General features: G+C 72.5%; 13 protein-coding genes. 9 read left to right on the plus strand and 4 right to left on the minus strand.

Translation table 11 applies throughout. From position 1 onward, the window contains the following. Window positions 1-9: 9 nt before the first annotated feature. The 4 genes from ACWY4P_RS32710 to ACWY4P_RS32725 form a co-directional block, all read right to left on the minus strand. Window positions 10-774, minus strand: a complete 765-nt coding sequence (locus ACWY4P_RS32710; protein ID WP_456213141.1) for a carbohydrate ABC transporter permease — start codon at window positions 772-774, stop codon at window positions 10-12. Between the two features lie 53 nt (window positions 775-827). Then, entirely contained in the window at window positions 828-1,772 is a 945-nt protein-coding gene (locus ACWY4P_RS32715) for a carbohydrate ABC transporter permease (RefSeq protein WP_456204128.1), read from the minus strand. A gap of 32 nt (window positions 1,773-1,804) precedes the next feature. Next, entirely contained in the window at window positions 1,805-3,097 is a 1,293-nt protein-coding gene (locus ACWY4P_RS32720; RefSeq protein WP_456204129.1) for an ABC transporter substrate-binding protein, read from the minus strand. Between the two features lie 255 nt (window positions 3,098-3,352). Continuing rightward, entirely contained in the window at window positions 3,353-4,888 is a 1,536-nt protein-coding gene (locus ACWY4P_RS32725) for an MFS transporter (RefSeq protein ID WP_456204131.1), read from the minus strand. Between the two features lie 102 nt (window positions 4,889-4,990). Between ACWY4P_RS32725 and ACWY4P_RS32730 the strand changes: the two genes are divergently transcribed. The 9 genes from ACWY4P_RS32730 to ACWY4P_RS32770 all read left to right on the plus strand — a co-directional run bounded on the left by ACWY4P_RS32730 (window position 4,991) and on the right by ACWY4P_RS32770 (window position 16,181). Continuing rightward, window positions 4,991-5,989, plus strand: coding sequence for a LysR family transcriptional regulator (locus ACWY4P_RS32730; protein WP_456204132.1), 999 nt, complete (start codon window positions 4,991-4,993; stop codon window positions 5,987-5,989). 152 nt (window positions 5,990-6,141) lie between these two features. After that, entirely contained in the window at window positions 6,142-7,536 is a 1,395-nt protein-coding gene (locus tag ACWY4P_RS32735; RefSeq protein ID WP_456204133.1) for a nitrate/nitrite transporter, read from the plus strand. 180 nt (window positions 7,537-7,716) lie between these two features. After that, complete coding sequence (locus ACWY4P_RS32740; protein WP_456204134.1) at window positions 7,717-9,030, plus strand: uroporphyrinogen-III synthase; 1,314 nt, start codon at window positions 7,717-7,719, stop codon at window positions 9,028-9,030. A 163-nt stretch (window positions 9,031-9,193) separates the two neighbouring features. After that, window positions 9,194-9,784, plus strand: a complete 591-nt coding sequence (locus tag ACWY4P_RS32745) for a CGNR zinc finger domain-containing protein (RefSeq protein ID WP_456204136.1) — start codon at window positions 9,194-9,196, stop codon at window positions 9,782-9,784. 208 nt (window positions 9,785-9,992) lie between these two features. Then, window positions 9,993-10,481, plus strand: coding sequence for a sigma-70 family RNA polymerase sigma factor (locus ACWY4P_RS32750; RefSeq protein WP_456213142.1), 489 nt, complete (start codon window positions 9,993-9,995; stop codon window positions 10,479-10,481). Continuing rightward, the gene (locus ACWY4P_RS32755; RefSeq protein WP_456204137.1) at window positions 10,478-11,239 is read left to right on the plus strand and encodes a zf-HC2 domain-containing protein; all 762 of its coding nucleotides are present in this window, start codon (window positions 10,478-10,480) and stop codon (window positions 11,237-11,239) included. Before ACWY4P_RS32750 ends, ACWY4P_RS32755 begins: the two co-directional genes overlap by 4 nt. A gap of 199 nt (window positions 11,240-11,438) precedes the next feature. Further along, window positions 11,439-13,802 (plus strand): HelD family protein, encoded by a 2,364-nt coding sequence (locus tag ACWY4P_RS32760; RefSeq protein ID WP_456213143.1) that lies wholly within the window; start codon window positions 11,439-11,441, stop codon window positions 13,800-13,802. Window positions 13,803-14,203: 401 nt separating this feature from the next. Then, on the plus strand, window positions 14,204-15,634 hold the full coding sequence (locus ACWY4P_RS32765; protein ID WP_456204138.1) for a malic enzyme-like NAD(P)-binding protein: 1,431 nt from the start codon (window positions 14,204-14,206) through the stop codon (window positions 15,632-15,634). Between the two features lie 265 nt (window positions 15,635-15,899). Continuing rightward, the gene (locus ACWY4P_RS32770; RefSeq protein WP_014179130.1) at window positions 15,900-16,181 is read left to right on the plus strand and encodes an HU family DNA-binding protein; all 282 of its coding nucleotides are present in this window, start codon (window positions 15,900-15,902) and stop codon (window positions 16,179-16,181) included. The last annotated feature ends 103 nt before the right edge of the window (window positions 16,182-16,284 follow it).

Here is a 16,284-nt window from a genome sequence, read left to right on the forward strand (position 1 = left end):
TCGGCGGGGTCACTTCACCGCGCCCACGGCGATGCCGCGGGTCAGCGTCCGCTGGAAGATCAGGAAGAACAGGAACGCGGGCAGCACTCCGAGCAGGGCGGCCGCGTTGGTCATGGTGGCGTCCATCAGCCGCTGGCCCTGGAGAACGCCGAGCGCCACCGACACCGTCTGGTTGTCGTTGGAGATCAGCATGACCAGGGGCAGCAGGAACTCGTTCCAGGTCCAGATGAAGAAGAAGACCAGCAGCACCCCGATCGTGGGCCGGCTGACCGGGACCACGACCCGCCACAGCACCTGCCACTTGTTCGCGCCGTCGATCCGGGCCGCCTCGATGACCTCCTTGGGGAAGGCGCCGAGGACGGAGGAGAGCAGATAGGTGCCGAAGGCCGACTGGATGACGGTGAACACCAGGATGACGCTGAGCCGGGTGTCGTACAGGCCCACCTCCTTCAACAGGTAGTACATGGGGTAGACCAGCGCCTCCTGCGGCAGCATGTTCGCCAGCACGAAGAAGGCCAGCACCCAGGGGCGGCCCTTGATCCGGCCGATGCCGATCGCGTACGCGTTGAGCACCGACAGCACCACCGCGAGCACCGCCACCGAGCCGGAGATCAGCACGGAGTTGACCAGCTTCTGGCCGAAGTCCACCCGCTCCCAGAAGTCCTTCAGCCCGTCGAGATACAGCCCGTCGGGCAGGCTGAGCGGCCCGCCCGCGGAGTACTCGGCGGGCGACTTGACCGCGTTGAGCCCGACGATCAAGAACGGCGCGACCATGAAGAGGGCCGCCACGACCAGCGCGGCCAGTATTGGGTATCGCGTGACGGCCTTCACCGGTCCTGGTCCTCCGCCCGGGTCTGCAAGCGCAGCGCCACCAGGGCCAGCGCCAGGATGAGTACGGTCAGCACGGTCGACACCGCGGAGCCGTAGCCGACCTGCGTCTTCTCGAAGAAGCTCTGGAAGGAGAAGTACGAGGGCACATTGGTGGCCCCGCCGGGCCCGCCCTTGGTCAGTACGTACACCGCGCCGAAGACCTTGAGCGCGGCGATGGTGCACCACAGCAGCACGACGTAGATCTCCGGGCGAATCTGCGGCAGCGTCACATGCCACAGCCGCCGCCACCAGGAGGCCCCGTCCAGCTCGGCGGCCTCGTGCAGGGCCGGGTCGGCGCGCTGCATCCCGGCCATGAAGACCACCAGCGGAAAGCCGAGCTGGACCCACACCATCACGCCCATCACGCTGTAGAGCGCGAAGTCCGGGTCGCCCAGCCAGTCGTGGCGCAGCGAGCCGAGCCCGGCCGCGTCCAGCAGCTCGTTCAGCGCGCCGTTGTCGGGGGCGAGGATCCAGCTCCATACGATGCCGGCCACAGCGATCGGCAGCACCTGCGGCAGATAGAAGCAGGCGCGCAGCACGGTCGCGATACGGGTGCCGATGTGCTTGGCGATGTAGTCGAAGAGCGCGGCGGCCAGGACCAGGCCGAGGGCGGTGGGGATCACCGCCATCGCCAGGACCATCGCGAGGCTGTGCCGGAAGGACTCCCAGAAGGCGGAGTCGTCGAGCAGCGTGCGGTAGTTGTCGAGCCCGGCCCAGGAGGGGGTGCCGACCCCCTGCCAGTGGGTGAAGCTCAGCCCCGTGTTCATCAGGAACGGGACAACGATGACGGCGAGGAAGGCGAGGGCGCCGGGGATCAGGAAGAGCGCGTACGGGTACTCGCGCGGCGGCCGTCCCGCGCTCTTCACGGCGTCGGCGGGTTTGGTGGTTCCGGCTGTTTTCATGCCTCCGGCGCGTTTCACGCTTTCGGCGGGTTTCATGTCTTCGGCGCGCCCGACTCGTACGCTTTCTTCAGCGCGTCCAGATAGTCGTCGGGATCCGTGCTGTCGGTGATCAGCTTCTGTGTCTCGGAGACGAGGGTGTCGTAGAAGCCGGAGACCGGCCAGTCCGGGTAGAAGGCGAGCCCGTCGTTCTTGGCGAGCTTGTCGAAGTTCTCGATCAGGCTCTTGGACTGCTTGTCGGTGATCGCCGAGGAATCGGCGGCCACGGGCACGCCGCCTTTGTCGCCGAGCAGGTTCTGGATGCCCTTCTTCATCGTGATGTCGATGAAGTCGTAGGCGAGCTTCTTGTTCTTGGCGCCCTTGGGGACCACCCACAGATTGCCGCCGGAGCCGAGCGTCAGCTTGGAGCCGGGCCACAGGAAGGTGCCCCACTGGTCCTTCATCTCCGCCTTGAAGCGGCCGAACCACCAGCTGCCGGAGAAGAACATCGGGTACTTGCCCGAGATGAACGCCGTCCCCGCGTCCTCGGCCTTGGCGCCGCTGGAGCTCTTGGCGATGTAGCCCTTCTTCACCCAGTCGGCGAAGGTCTCGGCGCCGTAGGTCCACGCCGTGTCATGGAAGTCGGGCTTGCCCTTGTAGAGCTCGTAGGAGTCCACCCAGGAGCGGTCGGCCTTGCTCAGGGCCAGCTGGTAGACGTACTGGTGGGCGGGGTATTCGGCGCCCGCGTTCGCCAGCGGGGTGACGCCCTTGGAGGTGAAGGTGTCCAGGGCCGCGGTGAATTCCTCGAAGGTGGTCGGGACCTTCACCTTGTACTTGTCGAAGAGGTCCTTGTTGTAGAAGACCATCGTGTACTCGGCGTAATTGGGCACCCCGTACCACTTGCCGGAGCCCATCGCGCCCTGCGCGTCGTACCGGCTGGTGGTCTGGACCCCGGCGTTGAGGGGCTTGTCCCAGCCACGCTTGGTGACCTCGGGCGTGAGGTCGGTGAGCAGGCCCTGTTTGGCGGCCAGACCGGCTGTGGCGTTGCCCTTGTTGTACTCCAGGACGTCCGGGGCGTCATTGGAGTTGAGCACCATCGAGGCCGTCTTCTGGATCTGTTCGAAGCCCTTCTCCTCGAACTTCACCGTGACGCCCGGGTGGCTCTTCTTGAACTCCTCGATCGCCTGTTTCCAGGCCACGCCCATCGCGCTGTTGGGGGCCTCGTAGTGCCAGAGCTTGAGCGTCTTGCCGTCGCCGTCCCCGCTGTCCGAGCCGCACCCGGTGAGCGCCGCGGCTCCCACCAGGGCGGCGGCCAGGAGGGCTGCCGTCCGTTTCCGTGCCTTCAACATCCGCTGCCTCCGGGAAGGTTGGAGGGATCACGCACGATCGTCGAAGCGCTTCGATGGAGGAAGGTAGGTGGGGCGTCGGAGGTACGTCAATGGCGTTGACAAAATGACTGGGTGTATCCCGGCTGTCGGTCGGGCTGCCGTCGGCGGCGCGGACCGCACGGGCGGCGCCGGCCAGGCCCAGTTGTGTTCGGAGCCCAGGGCAAACGCTTCGTTCTTCTGGTGCTCCAACTCGCCCGCGAACACACACGCGAGACCTCAGCCCGCGCCCAGGGCCCGCCGCAGCCGCCCCGCGCCCCCCGCCGCCGCCAGCAGGGCCAGCGCCGCGGCCGTCGCGGGGGCCGTGTAGCCCGCGGCCGGGCCCAGGTGGTCGATGGTCCAGCCGCCCGCCGCCGCGCCTGCCGAGATGCCGATGAGGAGGCCGGTGTACGCGGTCGTCATGCCCTCGTTCAGGCGGGCGGGCGGGGTCAGCCGGTGGACGAGGGTCATGCCGCTGATCATCGTCGGGGCGGTCGCCATGCCCGCGACGAACAGCAGCGGGGCCAGCGTCGCCGGCCCGGTCGCCGCGAGCAGGGGGAGGACGGCCACGGCCATGGCCGCCACCCCCGCAAGGAAGCGGGCCGCCGCCGACCCGCGGACCGGCAGCGCGCCGAGGACCAGGCCCGCCGCGCAGGACCCGGCCGCCTGAAGTGCGAGGACCGCGCTGCTCGCCGAGGTGTGGCCGTACGAATCCACGGCCGCGACCGTCGCGACCTCCATCGAGCCGAAGACCGCGCCGGTCGCCAGGAAGGTGACGACCACCACCCGCAGCCCCGGCGAGCGCGTCAGCGACCCGCCGGCCGCATCCGTACGCGGCTGGGGCGGCGGCTCGGTGCGGCGCTGGGCCGCGAACAGCAGGGTCCCCACGACCATCAGCACCGCCGCCGTCGCCGGCCCCGCCTCCGGGAACACCGCCGTGCACAGCACCATCGCGAGCGCCGGACCGGCCATGAAGCAGACCTCGTCGACGACCTGCTCGAAGGAGTTGGCGGTGTGCCGCGCGGCCGCGTCGTCGCGGTGGACGGACGCCCAGCGGGCGCGCGTCATCGCGCCGAGGCTCGGCACGCCGGAGGAGCCCGCGGCGCAGACGAACAGCGCCCACGCCGGGGCCTCGTAGTGGACGCACAGCAGCGTCCCCGTGGCCCCCAGCGCGAACACGCCGACCGCCGGGACCGCGACCCGGGCCTGCCCGTGGCGGTCCACCAGCCGGCCCAGCAGCGGCCCGGTCACGGCCGTCACCGCGATGCCGGTGGCCGAGACCGCGCCCGCCAGGGCGTACGAGTCGCGCACGGTGGCGATCATGACCACCATGCCGACCCCCATCATCGCCCCCGACACCCGCCCCACGAGCGCGGCGAGCGTGAACGCGGCCGCCCCGGGCGCGGCGAACAGCCGCCGGTAGGGCGCGAGGAACGACCGGCGGGGCGGGCGGGGGCCGGGCGCGCTGTCCGTCGCGGCACGGGGCGCGGAGGCGCCGTCGGCCGGGTGGGGCGGTGAGGTGGGGGCCGGGTTCGGCGTGCGGGCGGCTGCCGTACCGCCGCCCGCACGGCGCGCCGCACCGCCGCCCGTACGGGCCGCCGCACCGCCGCCCGTACGGGCCGCCGCACCGTCGCCCGTACGGGCCGCCGCACCGTCGCCCGTACGCGCCGCCGCACCCGAGCCGCGCGGCGGCGCCGCGGGCACGGCGCGCGCCGCGCCGCGCCACGTACGGCGGCCGGTCGGCACGACCGGCCTGGAGGCGAGGAAGAGGATCACCCCTCCACGGTCGTGGGCGGGCCCGGGTCCGGTCCAACACCTGATGCGCGGCCGTTCACGCGCCTGTGTTGTGAATCGCGCGCGTGCTGTTGACTGCACGGCATGCCCCAGGACATCGAGCCGCGCCTGCTGCGCGCCTTCGCCGCCGTCGCCGACGAGCTGCACTTCACCCGCGCCGCCGCCCGGCTGTACGTGGCCCAGCAGGCGCTCAGCCGCGATATCCGGCGGCTGGAGCGCGAGCTGGGCGTCGAGCTGTTCGTACGGACGACCCGGCAGGTGGTGCTGACCGCCGAGGGGGAGCGGCTGTTGCCGTACGCGCGGCGGGTGTTGGCGGCGCAGGAGGAGCTGGCCGCCGCGTTCGGGGGCGGCGCGGCGGGGGCCGGGCGGCCGCTGGTCGTGGACGTCGGCGCGCCGGTGTCCACCGGGAGCGAGGTGCTGGCCGAGGTGCGCGGGCGGACAGCGCCCGAGGTGGAGTTCGTGGCGCACTTCCACAGCGGGCTGGCCGGGGCCGCCGCCGAACTGCTCGCGGGGCGGCTGGACGTGTCGTTCGGGCGGGTCGGCGGCCTCGACCCGGCCGTGCTCGCGCGCCTGGACCACCAGCTGGTCCGCTATGAGCGGATGGCCGTGGTGCTGCGCGAGGACCACCGGCTCGCCCGGCTCCCCGAGGTCCCTCTGGACGCGCTCGCGGGGGAGACGCTGTACGCGGCCGCGGGCAACGCCGCCACCACCGAGTGGACGGACCTGGCGGCGCAGCTGTTCGCGGGGCGCGGCATCGTGATGGCCGAGCCGTTTCCGCAGATCGAGGGCGTTGAGGAGTTCACCCGGGTGGTGGCCAAGCGGCGCTGGTCGGTGCTGGCGAGCACGGTGTTCATCGCCATGCCCGGCGCCGTGCTGCGGCCGCTGACCGGCCCCGTGCCGCTGTCGCCCGTCTCCATGGTCTGGCGGCGCGGGCTGCGCCACCCGGGACTGGACGCCCTGCGGGCGGCCGCGGCGGTGCTCGGGGCGGCCGGGGGCTGGCTCGATGCCCCGCCGGGCAGCTGGCTGCCGAGCCCGGAGGCGGCCCTGGTGGAAACCCTCACCGCGCCCCGCGCTTCCGGGTGAGAGCAAGGTTTCGTCCGCGTCACCTGCCGCCACAGCCCGGAAATCCGTACTTCCTACCGTCAACGACAGCGAGACCGAGCACTGGGCCCTGTCTCCCCGCAGAGATCGGGGAGACAGGGCCTGGGGCGACATCCGAGAACTGTGGAGGCGTGATGACTGCCCCGACCACCACCGCCGCACGCAAGGGGGGCCGCTGGATAGAACAGTGGGACCCGGAGGACGAGGCCTTCTGGAAGGAGAAGGGCGAGAAGATCGCCACCCGCAACCTCCTGTTCTCGATCCTCTCCGAACACATCGGCTTCTCCATCTGGAGCCTGTGGTCGGTGATGGTCCTGTTCATGGGGCCGGAGTACGGGGTGGACCCGGCCGGGAAGTTCTTCCTGGTCGCGATGCCCACCCTGGTCGGCGGGATCCTGCGCGTCCCCTACACGTTCGCCGTCGCCCGCTTCGGCGGCCGCAACTGGACGATCGTCAGCGCGGCGCTGCTGCTGGTGCCGACGATCACCGCCGCCGTGGTGATGAAGCCCGGCACCTCGTACACCACCTTCATGGTCGTCGCGGCCCTCACCGGGGTCGGCGGCGGAAACTTCGCGTCCTCCATGACGAACATCAACTCCTTCTACCCGCTGCGGAAGAAGGGCTGGGCGCTCGGCCTCAACGCGGGCGGCGGCAACATCGGCGTGCCGGTCATCCAGCTGATCGGCCTGCTGGTCATCAGCACGGCCGGCGCGGCCCACCCGCGCGTGGTGCTCGGCGTCTACATCCCGCTGATCGTGGTCGCCGCGCTGCTCGCGGCGCTGTTCATGGACAACCTGGCGCCGGTGCGGAACGACGCGGGGGCCGCGAAGGAGGCGGCCCGGGACGCGCACACCTGGATCATGTCGTTCCTGTACATCGGCACCTTCGGGTCCTTCATCGGCTACAGCTTCGCCTTCGGCCTCGTGCTGCAGAACCAGTTCGACCGCACCCCGCTCCAGGCCGCCTCGCTCACCTTCATCGGCCCGCTGCTCGGCTCCCTCATCCGCCCCATCGGCGGCCGTCTCGCCGACACCTACGGCGGCGCGCGGATCACGCTGTGGAACTTCGCCGCCATGTCCGTCGCGGCCGTGGTGGTCGTCTACGCCTCCGCGGAGAAGTCCCTGGCCGTCTTCCTCGTCGGCTTCATCGCCCTGTTCGTCTTCAGCGGGCTCGGCAACGGCTCCACGTTCAAGATGATCCCCGGCATCTTCCATGCCAAGGCGGTCGCGCGGGGCCTTGAGGGCGAGGAGGCCGCGGCGTACGGGCGGCGGCTGTCGGGGGCCGCGATGGGGCTGATCGGCGCGGTCGGCGCGCTGGGCGGGCTCGGCATCAACCTGGCCTTCCGGGAATCGTTCCTGAACGCGCACACCGGGACCCCGGCGTTCGTGTCCTTCCTGGCCTTCTACGCCCTGTGCTCCGTCGTCACCTGGGCCGTATACCTCCGCGGGGCCCGGCCGGCCGGTCGGCCCGCCACGGCGGAGGCACCTGAGCCGCAGGGCGCGCGGCAGCCCGCGTACGCGGACGTCTGAGCCGGCGGCCCTGATCGGACGGGGAGCGTACGGGCGCACAAGGCGCGCGCTCCCCGTCCGTACGCTCCGTTACACCCGGGAAACCTCCGCGAACCGTCACCGTCACCGGGCGGCCACAGGATGGCCGTCGAGATGAGGTCGCGGAGGGCGCCCATACGACAGCGGATCGGGACGAGAACCATGCACCGAGACCACAGCGCCGCGACCACGGACTCGACGGAGCCAGGGGCAGCAGGCCCCGCCACCGGGCCCGCCACGCCCACGCCCGCGCCCGCCGCCACCGGGCCCGACACGCCCACGCCCGACACGCCCACGCCCGCCACGCCCACGCCCGCCACGCCCGCGCCCGACACGCCCGCGCCCGCCGCCACCGGGCCGCTCGCCGGGTTCACCGTCGGCGTCACCGCCGCCCGCCGCGCCGACGAGCTCGGCGCGCTGCTGCGGAGGCGGGGCGCGGCCGTCATGCACGCGCCCGCGCTGCGCATCGTGCCGCTCGCCGACGACGCGGAACTGCTCACCGCCACCAAGCAGCTGCTCGACCACGCCCCCGACGTGGTGATCGCGACCACCGCCATCGGCTTCCGGGGCTGGGTCGAGGCCGCCGACGGATGGGGTCTCGGGGACGCCTTGCTGGCCCGGCTGCGCGGCGCCCGGCTGCTGGCGCGCGGGCCCAAGGTGCGGGGCGCGATCCGGGCCGCCGGGCTGACCGAGGAGTGGTCCCCGGGGTCCGAGTCGCTGGCCGAGGTGCTCGACCGGCTGCTGGAGGAGGGGGTCGACGGCAGCCGTATCGCGGTGCAGCTGCACGGCGAGCCGCTGCCCGGCTTCGTCGAGTCGCTGCGCGTGGCGGGCGCGGAGGTGGTCGGCGTACCGGTGTACCGGTGGATGCCGCCCGAGGACATCGCCCCGCTCGACCGTCTCCTCGACGCGACCGTCGCCCGCGCCCTGGACGCCGTCACCTTCACCAGCGCCCCGGCCGCCGCGAGCCTGCTGGACCGGGCCGAGCGGCGCGGCATGCGCGGGGAGCTGCTGGACGCGCTGCGCCACGACGTGCTGCCGGCCTGCGTCGGGCCGGTCACCGCGCTGCCGCTCGAGGCCCATGACATCCCCACCAGCCAGCCCGAACGCTTCCGCCTCGGCCCGCTCGTACAGCTCCTGACCCGCGAACTGCCCGGCCGGGTAAGGCCGTTGCCGGTCGCCGGGCGCCGACTGGAGATCCGCGGCCACGCGGTCCTGGTCGACGGTGAGCTGCGCGCCGTGCCGCCGGCCGGCATGGCCCTGCTGCGAGCCCTGGCCCGCCGCCCGGGCTGGGTCGTCGCCCGCGCCGACCTGCTGCGCTCCCTGCCGGGCGCGGGGCGCGACGAGCACGCGGTCGAGACGGCGATGGCCCGCCTCCGTACGGCCCTCGGCGCCCCGAAACTCATCCAGACGGTCGTCAAGCGCGGCTACCGGCTGGCGCTGGATCCCGCCGCGGACACCAAGTACGCCGACGCCTGACCGCGCCGGCGCCTGGCCGCCCGCCGGGGCCGGGGCCCCGAACTCCCTTGTGCGGTGGGGGAGATGGGCGGGCCCGTGGGGGTTCCGGGCTCGGGCCGGGGCGGGCACTCTGGATTGCGCGCATGTCCGCGTGACCGCTCAGCCCCGAAGGAGTGACAGGAACATGGCGTTGGCGCCGGCCTACGACCTGCGGTTCGACTCCGGGCGGCTCTGTCTGGACCTGGTGGCCACGGTCGGCGGGCGGCTGAGCGAGGCGCCGGTCGAGCGGCTGGACGGGGTGGAGCGGCTCAAGGCCTGGCTCGTCGGCGCCGGTCTGGTGCCCCGCGGCACCGCCCTCGACATCGTCGACGGCAGCTGGCTCGCCCGCTTCCGCGCCGCCCGCGACCTGCTCCACCGCATTGTGCACACCGAGGTCGAGGGCCGTGCCGCGGGCGCCGACCTGGAGCGGGTGAACGCCCTGGCCGCCACCGCCCCGCCCGCCGTACGGGCCGTACGCACCGCCGACGGCACCCTCGTCCGCAGGCTCGCCGCCGTGCCCGACTGCGGCGCGCTGCTGGCGCAGGTGGCGCGGGACGCCGTGGAGTTGCTCACCGACCCGGTGGCGCGCGGGCAGTTGCGGCAGTGCGAGGGGGAGACCTGCTCGCTGGTCTACCTCGACACCTCGCGCGGTCGCCGCCGCCGCTGGTGCTCCAGCGAGGTCTGCGGCAACCGCGAGCGCGTGGCCCGGCACCGCCGCCGGGTCACCCGGGCCTGACGGACACAACGCCTGACTGACGCGACGTCACCCCAGGTCGGCGTAGCGGGCGTGCGTGCGATTAGACTGCTGTATAGCGCAATTGAACATACAACGCGGCGTTTTTGTTGAACATGGAAGTGTTACCGCACGTACCCCCTCGACCGCGCGGCAGTGATTACGCAAGGATGCTCCCGTGACCGAGAGGACGACACCGGACGACGCGCTCATGCGCGCGCTCTATGAAGAGCACGCGGGCCCGCTTCTCGCCTTCGTCCTGCGGCTGGTCGCGGGCGACCGGCACCGGGCGGAGGACGTGGTCCAGGAGACGCTCCTGCGGGCCTGGCGCAACGCCGACCAGCTGCGGAGCACCGGCGGATCGCTGCGCCCCTGGCTGGTGACCGTGGCCCGGCGCATCGTCATCGACGGTCACCGCGGCCGCCGGGCCCGCCCCCAGGAAGTGGACGCAAGCCCCCTGCACGCCGTACCCGCCGCCGACGAGATCGACCGGGCGCTGCGCATGATGACGATCTCCGACGCGCTCGCCGACCTCACCGACGCGCATAGGGAGGCCTTGGTCGAGACATACTTCAAGGGTCGTACGGTGAACGAGGCGGCTGAGGTACTCCGCGTACCGCCCGGGACGGTCCGGTCCCGGGTCTTCTACGCGCTGCGTGCCCTGCGGCTCTCGCTGGAGGAACGGGGGGTTACGGCATGATGCCGGCAGCGGAGGATCAGCAGCACACCGCCGTCGGCGCTTACGCCCTCGGCGTCCTGGACCCGGCGGACGCCGCCCGCTTCGAGGAGCACCTGCTCGGCTGTGACCGATGCGGCGCGGAGCTCGACCAGCTGATGGGCATCCCGCCGCTGCTGGCCGAGTTCGCCACCTCCACCGACGGCCGGACCGTGCTGGACCCCGCCACCATCACCGCCCGCCCCGGGCCCGAGCTGCTCGGCCGGCTGATGGACGACGTCGCCACGAGCCGCCGCGGGCGCGGCAGGCGCCGCCTGTACCTGGTGGCCGCGGCCGCCGCGCTGATCATCGGCGGTCCGTTCGCCGGTGCCGCGCTGACCTCGGGCGACGGCGGCGGGGGCGGCGACAAGGTGGTGGCCAGCCCCGCGAAGGCGGCGTTCGACCAGGGGCGGAAGACCGGCTCGGTCGACCCCGCCACCAAGGTCGACGCCACCGTCTCGCTACAGCCGAAGGGCTGGGGCACGTCGGTGGCCCTCAAGCTCGGCAATGTGAAGGGCCCGAAGTCCTGCGACCTGGTCGCCGTCGGCAAGGACGGCCACGAGGAGACCATCACCACCTGGGCCGTGCCCAGCACCGGCTACGGCATCAAGGACGGCGACGCGTCCCGCTGGAGCAAGGAGCCGCTGTACGCCCTGGGCGGCGCGGCCATGAACCCCGACCAGATCGACCGCTTCGAGGTCCGCACGCTGGACGGCGAGCGGCTGGCGGTCGTGAAGGTCTAGGCGGTGAAGGTCTGCGGCGTGTTGTGAAGGTGTACGGTTGACGGCTGCCCTACGCACACAGAAGGGGGCTTGGGTGGCCGCGCACAACGCCACGCACGCGAGCCGGAAGGCGAGACCGGACCTCTCCGGCGAAGCTGAGAAGCGGGACGCCGGTAGCCGGGACGCCAGTAGCCGGGACGCCGGAAACCGGGATAGCCGAATCGGGGACGTCGGGGACGGGATCCGCGAGCGGGAGATCCGGATCGAGCAGGCACATCTGGACCGCGTGTACCGGCGCCTCGAGGAGAAGATCCACGAGGCGGAGTTCCTGATGAACGACGCCGCCAAGCGCGGCCAGGTCGGCACGCCCGGCGCGCTCGCCGAGCGGGACGCCCAGGTCTTCCGGGCCGGGGTCCACCTCAACCGGCTCAACAGCGAGTTCGAGGACTTCCTCTTCGGCCGCATCGACCTGCTGCTCGGCAAGGACGGGGAGCGCGGCCCGGACGGCGCCTACACCTCCGTCGAGCCCGCCGACGGCGCGATCCGCCCCGGCGAGGACGGCGGCGGCCGCGCGGAGATCGCCGAGACGCTGCACATCGGCCGCATCGGCGTCCTGGACGCCGACTACGCCCCGCTGGTCATCGACTGGCGCGCGCCCGCCGCCGCGCCCTTCTACCGCTCCACCCCCGTCGCCCCCGGCCGGGTCGTGCGCCGCCGGGTCATCCGCAGCAAGGGGCGGCGGGTGCTCGGCGTCGAGGACGACCTGCTGCGCCCCGAGCTGACCGCCACCTTGGACGGGGCGGATCTGCCGGTCGTCGGCGACGGCGCGCTGATGGCGGCGCTCGGCCAGGCCCGCGGCCACACCATGCGCGACATCGTCGCCTCCATCCAGGCCGAGCAGGATGTGGTGATCCGCGCGCCCGCCGCCTCCGTCACCGAGGTGGAGGGCGGCCCGGGCACCGGCAAGACCGCGGTCGCGCTGCACCGCGCCGCGTATCTGCTGTACCAGGACCGGCGGCGGTACGCGGGCGGGATCCTGGTCGTCAGCCCGACCCCGCTGCTGGTCGCGTACACCGAGGGCGTGCTGCCCTCGCTCGGCGAGGAGGGGCAGGTCGCGATCCGCGCCGTCGGGTCGCTGGTGGACGGAGCCGAGGCCACCACGTACGACGAGCCGGCCGTGGCCCGCGTCAAGGGCTCCTCGCGGATGACGCGGGTGCTGCGCAAGGCCGCGCGCGGCGCCCTGGAACTGCCCGCCGGCCCCGGCCGGGCGGCCGTGCCGCCGGAGCGGCTGCGCGTCGTGGCGTTCGGCGCGCGGATCGAGCTGGACGCCGAGGAGCTGCGCCGGATCCGGCAGGCCGCGCTGGGCGGCACCGCGCCCGTCAACCTGCTGCGCCCGCGCGCCCGCCGGCTGCTGCTGGACGCGCTGTGGGCCAAGTCCGCGATGTCCGGGGGTGCCCGCCGCTACACCGACCCCGAGCTGGCCGCCGAGGCGCGCGAGGGGTTCGACGAGGACATCTCCACCGAGGACGACTTCCTCCGCTTCCTGGACGCCTGGTGGCCCGAGCTCACCCCGCGCGCCGTGCTGGCCGCGATGGCCGACGAGAAGCGGCTGGCCCGCTGGTCCCGGCGGGACCTCAACCAGCGCGAGGCGCGCCGGCTGGCCCGCTCGCTGACCCGCCTGGGGGCGGACGGGAAGGGCCCGCTGTCGGTGCATGACGTGGCGCTGCTGGACGAGCTGTACACCGTCCTGGGCGCCTCGGCCCGGCCGACCAGGCCCCGCGAGGTCGACCCGCTGGACCAGCTGACCGGGCTCGATGAGCTGACGACCTTCGCCGACCGCTCCGCGCCCCGCCGTACCCGCGCGGACCGGATGGAGCAGGAGCGTGTGGACTACGCCCACGTGATCGTCGACGAGGCGCAGGACCTGACCCCGATGCAGTGGCGGATGATCGGGCGGCGCGGCCGCCACGCCACCTGGACGGTGGTCGGGGACCCGGCGCAGAGCTCCTGGTCGGCCCCGGAGGAGGCGGCCGAGGCCCGCGCCGAGGCGCTGGGCAGCCGCCCGCGCCGCCGCTTCACGCTGACCGTGAACTACCGCAACCCGGCGGAGATCGCCGAGCTCGCCGCGAAGGTCCTCGCGCTCGCGATGCCCGGCGCCCGGGCGCCCGAGGCGGTCCGCTCCACGGGACTGGTGCCGCGCTTCGCGCCGATGCCGGATGGCGACGGGGCGGCCGACGGGGCCGACGGGGGCCTGGGCGTGCGGGTGCGCGAGGAGGCGAAGCGCCTGCTGGACGAGGTGGACGGCACGGTCGGCGTGGTCGTCGCCATGCGGCGGCGGGCCGCGGCGCGCCGCTGGCTGGAGGGGCTCGGCAGCCGGGCGGTGGCGCTGGGCAGCCTGGAGGCCAAGGGTCTGGAGTACGACGCGACGGTCGTGGTGTCGCCGGCCGAGATCGCCGACGAGTCCCCGGCGGGGCTGCGGGTGCTGTACGTGGCGCTGACGCGCGCGACGCAGCGGCTGACCGTGGTGCCGGGGGAGCGGGACGACCCGGACGAGCACGGCGTCCCCGATCTGCTGCGGGACTGAGACCGGACGGCGGGGCGGACGGCGGGGTGGCATCGACCCGCGAAATCAACCGTGGGGGAGGGAATCACTTCCGGGGATGGTTTGTTAGCCTTGCTGTGGCACCGGCTCGATCCAAGCCCCCGGGCCCAACCTTCGTCGCTTCGAGCGACCACTTGCCGCGAGGCGAGCATGGCGGGTCGGTGCCACCTAAAGACTGTGAAGAGGTCCGCGTCAGCTGTTGAGGGCGCGGGCCTCTTCGTCGTCTTCGGCGGGCTGAACAATATCTCCGAAAGTCGAGCCCGGTTACGCGGTACCGGAAGGTAGGTGTAACCATCTGAAGACCACGGCCCGGGCGGTCCGGCGAACCACCACCACCGCGGCCCGGGACAACCTGAAACAAGGGAAAGCAGAGGAAGTCGGCCATGGCAACGGCGCCCAGCGTCTCGTACTCGATGACGGTCCGGCTGGAGGTCCCCGCGAGCGGCACGGCGGTCAGCCAGCTCACCACGGCCGTGGAATCCTCCGGTGGCTCGGTCACCGGCCTCGACGTGACCGCCTCCGGCCACGAGAAGCTCCGGATCGACGTCACCATCGCCGCGACCTCCACCGCGCACGCCGACGAGATCGTCGAGAAGCTGCGCGGCATCGAGGGCGTCTCACTCGGCAAGGTCTCCGACCGTACGTTCCTGATGCACCTCGGCGGCAAGATCGAGATGTCGTCGAAGCACCCGATCCGCAACCGTGACGACCTGTCCATGGTCTACACCCCGGGCGTCGCCCGCGTCTGCCAGGCCATCGCCGAGAACCCCGAGGACGCCCGCCGCCTCACCATCAAACGCAACAGCGTCGCGGTGGTCACCGACGGCTCCGCGGTCCTGGGCCTGGGCAACATCGGCCCCAAGGCCGCGCTGCCCGTCATGGAGGGCAAGGCGGCCCTCTTCAAGCGCTTCGCGGGCATCGACGCCTGGCCGCTCTGCCTGGACACCCAGGACAGCGATGAAATCGTCGCCGTCGTCAAGGCCATCGCCCCCGGCTTCGCGGGCATCAACCTGGAGGACATCTCCGCCCCCCGCTGCTTCGAGATCGAGGCACGGCTGCGCGAGGCGCTGGACATCCCGGTCTTCCACGACGACCAGCACGGCACCGCCATCGTGGTGCTCGCCGCCCTCACCAACGCGCTGCGCGTGGTCAACAAGAAGATCGGCGATGTGCGCGTGGTGATGTCCGGCGCGGGCGCGGCCGGCACCGCCATCCTCAAGCTGCTGATCGCCGCGGGTTTGCGCCACGCGGTGGTCGCGGACATCCACGGCGTGGTGCACGCCGGGCGCGAGGACCTGGCCGGCGCGAACGGCAGCTCCGACATGACCGCGCTGCGCTGGATCGCCGACAACACCAACCCCGAGGGCGTCACCGGCACCCTCAAGGAGGCCGTGCGCGGCGCCGACGTCTTCATCGGCGTCTCGGCCCCGAACGTGCTGTCCGGCGACGACGTGGCCGCCATGGCCGACGACGCGATCGTCTTCGCGCTGGCCAACCCCGACCCCGAGGTCGACCCCGCGATCGCCCGCCAGACCGCCGCCGTGGTCGCCACCGGCCGCTCCGACTTCCCGAACCAGATCAACAACGTGCTGGTCTTCCCGGGCGTCTTCCGTGGCCTGCTGGACGCGCAGTCGCGTACGGTGAACGACGACATGATGCTGGCCGCGGCCCGGGCGCTCGCGGACGTCGTCCACGACGACGAGCTGAACGCCAACTACATCATTCCGAGCGTCTTCAACGACAAGGTGGCGGGCGCGGTGGCCGGCGCGGTGCGGGTCGCCGCCAAGGCTGTGACCGGTACCACGGGAGTCTAGGCCGGGCTCGGCGCGTCGTACGGCGCGTCGCGCGGCGTTCAGCCGATCGGGCCCCCATAGGGTGTCGGGCAGAAAACGGCCGCCACGGCGCTTTTCGCGCGACTCACCAGGGCGCCGGATTGGCTTTCCCGCCACAGGTGGGGGCAGGATGCGTTCCGGGCGCGAGGGTCTGAACAGCAGACCCGGGTCCGGGGACTGTCCGAGGGCCCTGGCAGCATCGGCTTCGATCTCACGCCTAATGGCAAGATGAACACGGGAGTACAACATGAACCGCAGTGAGCTGGTGGCCGCTCTGTCGGAGCGCGCCGAGGTGACCCGAAAGGACGCCGACGCCGTTCTGGCCGCCCTCGCCGAGGTGACCGGAGAGATCGTCGCCAAGGGCGACGAGAAGGTCACCATCCCCGGCTTCCTCACCTTCGAGCGCACCCACCGTGCCGCTCGCACCGCGCGCAACCCGCAGACCGGTGAGCCGATCGAGATCCCGGCCGGCTACAGCGTGAAGGTCTCCGCGGGCTCCAAGCTCAAGGAAGCCGCCAAGGGCAAGTAAGACCCCATACGAAGGGGCGGCCACCTCATCGGAGGGTGGCCGCCCTTTTCGGCGTTCCTGCGGCCTCTGGAGGCCTTTCCCGGGCCTTTAGGAGGCTCCCTCG

This window comes from Streptomyces sp. LZ34 (genome assembly GCF_053890475.1).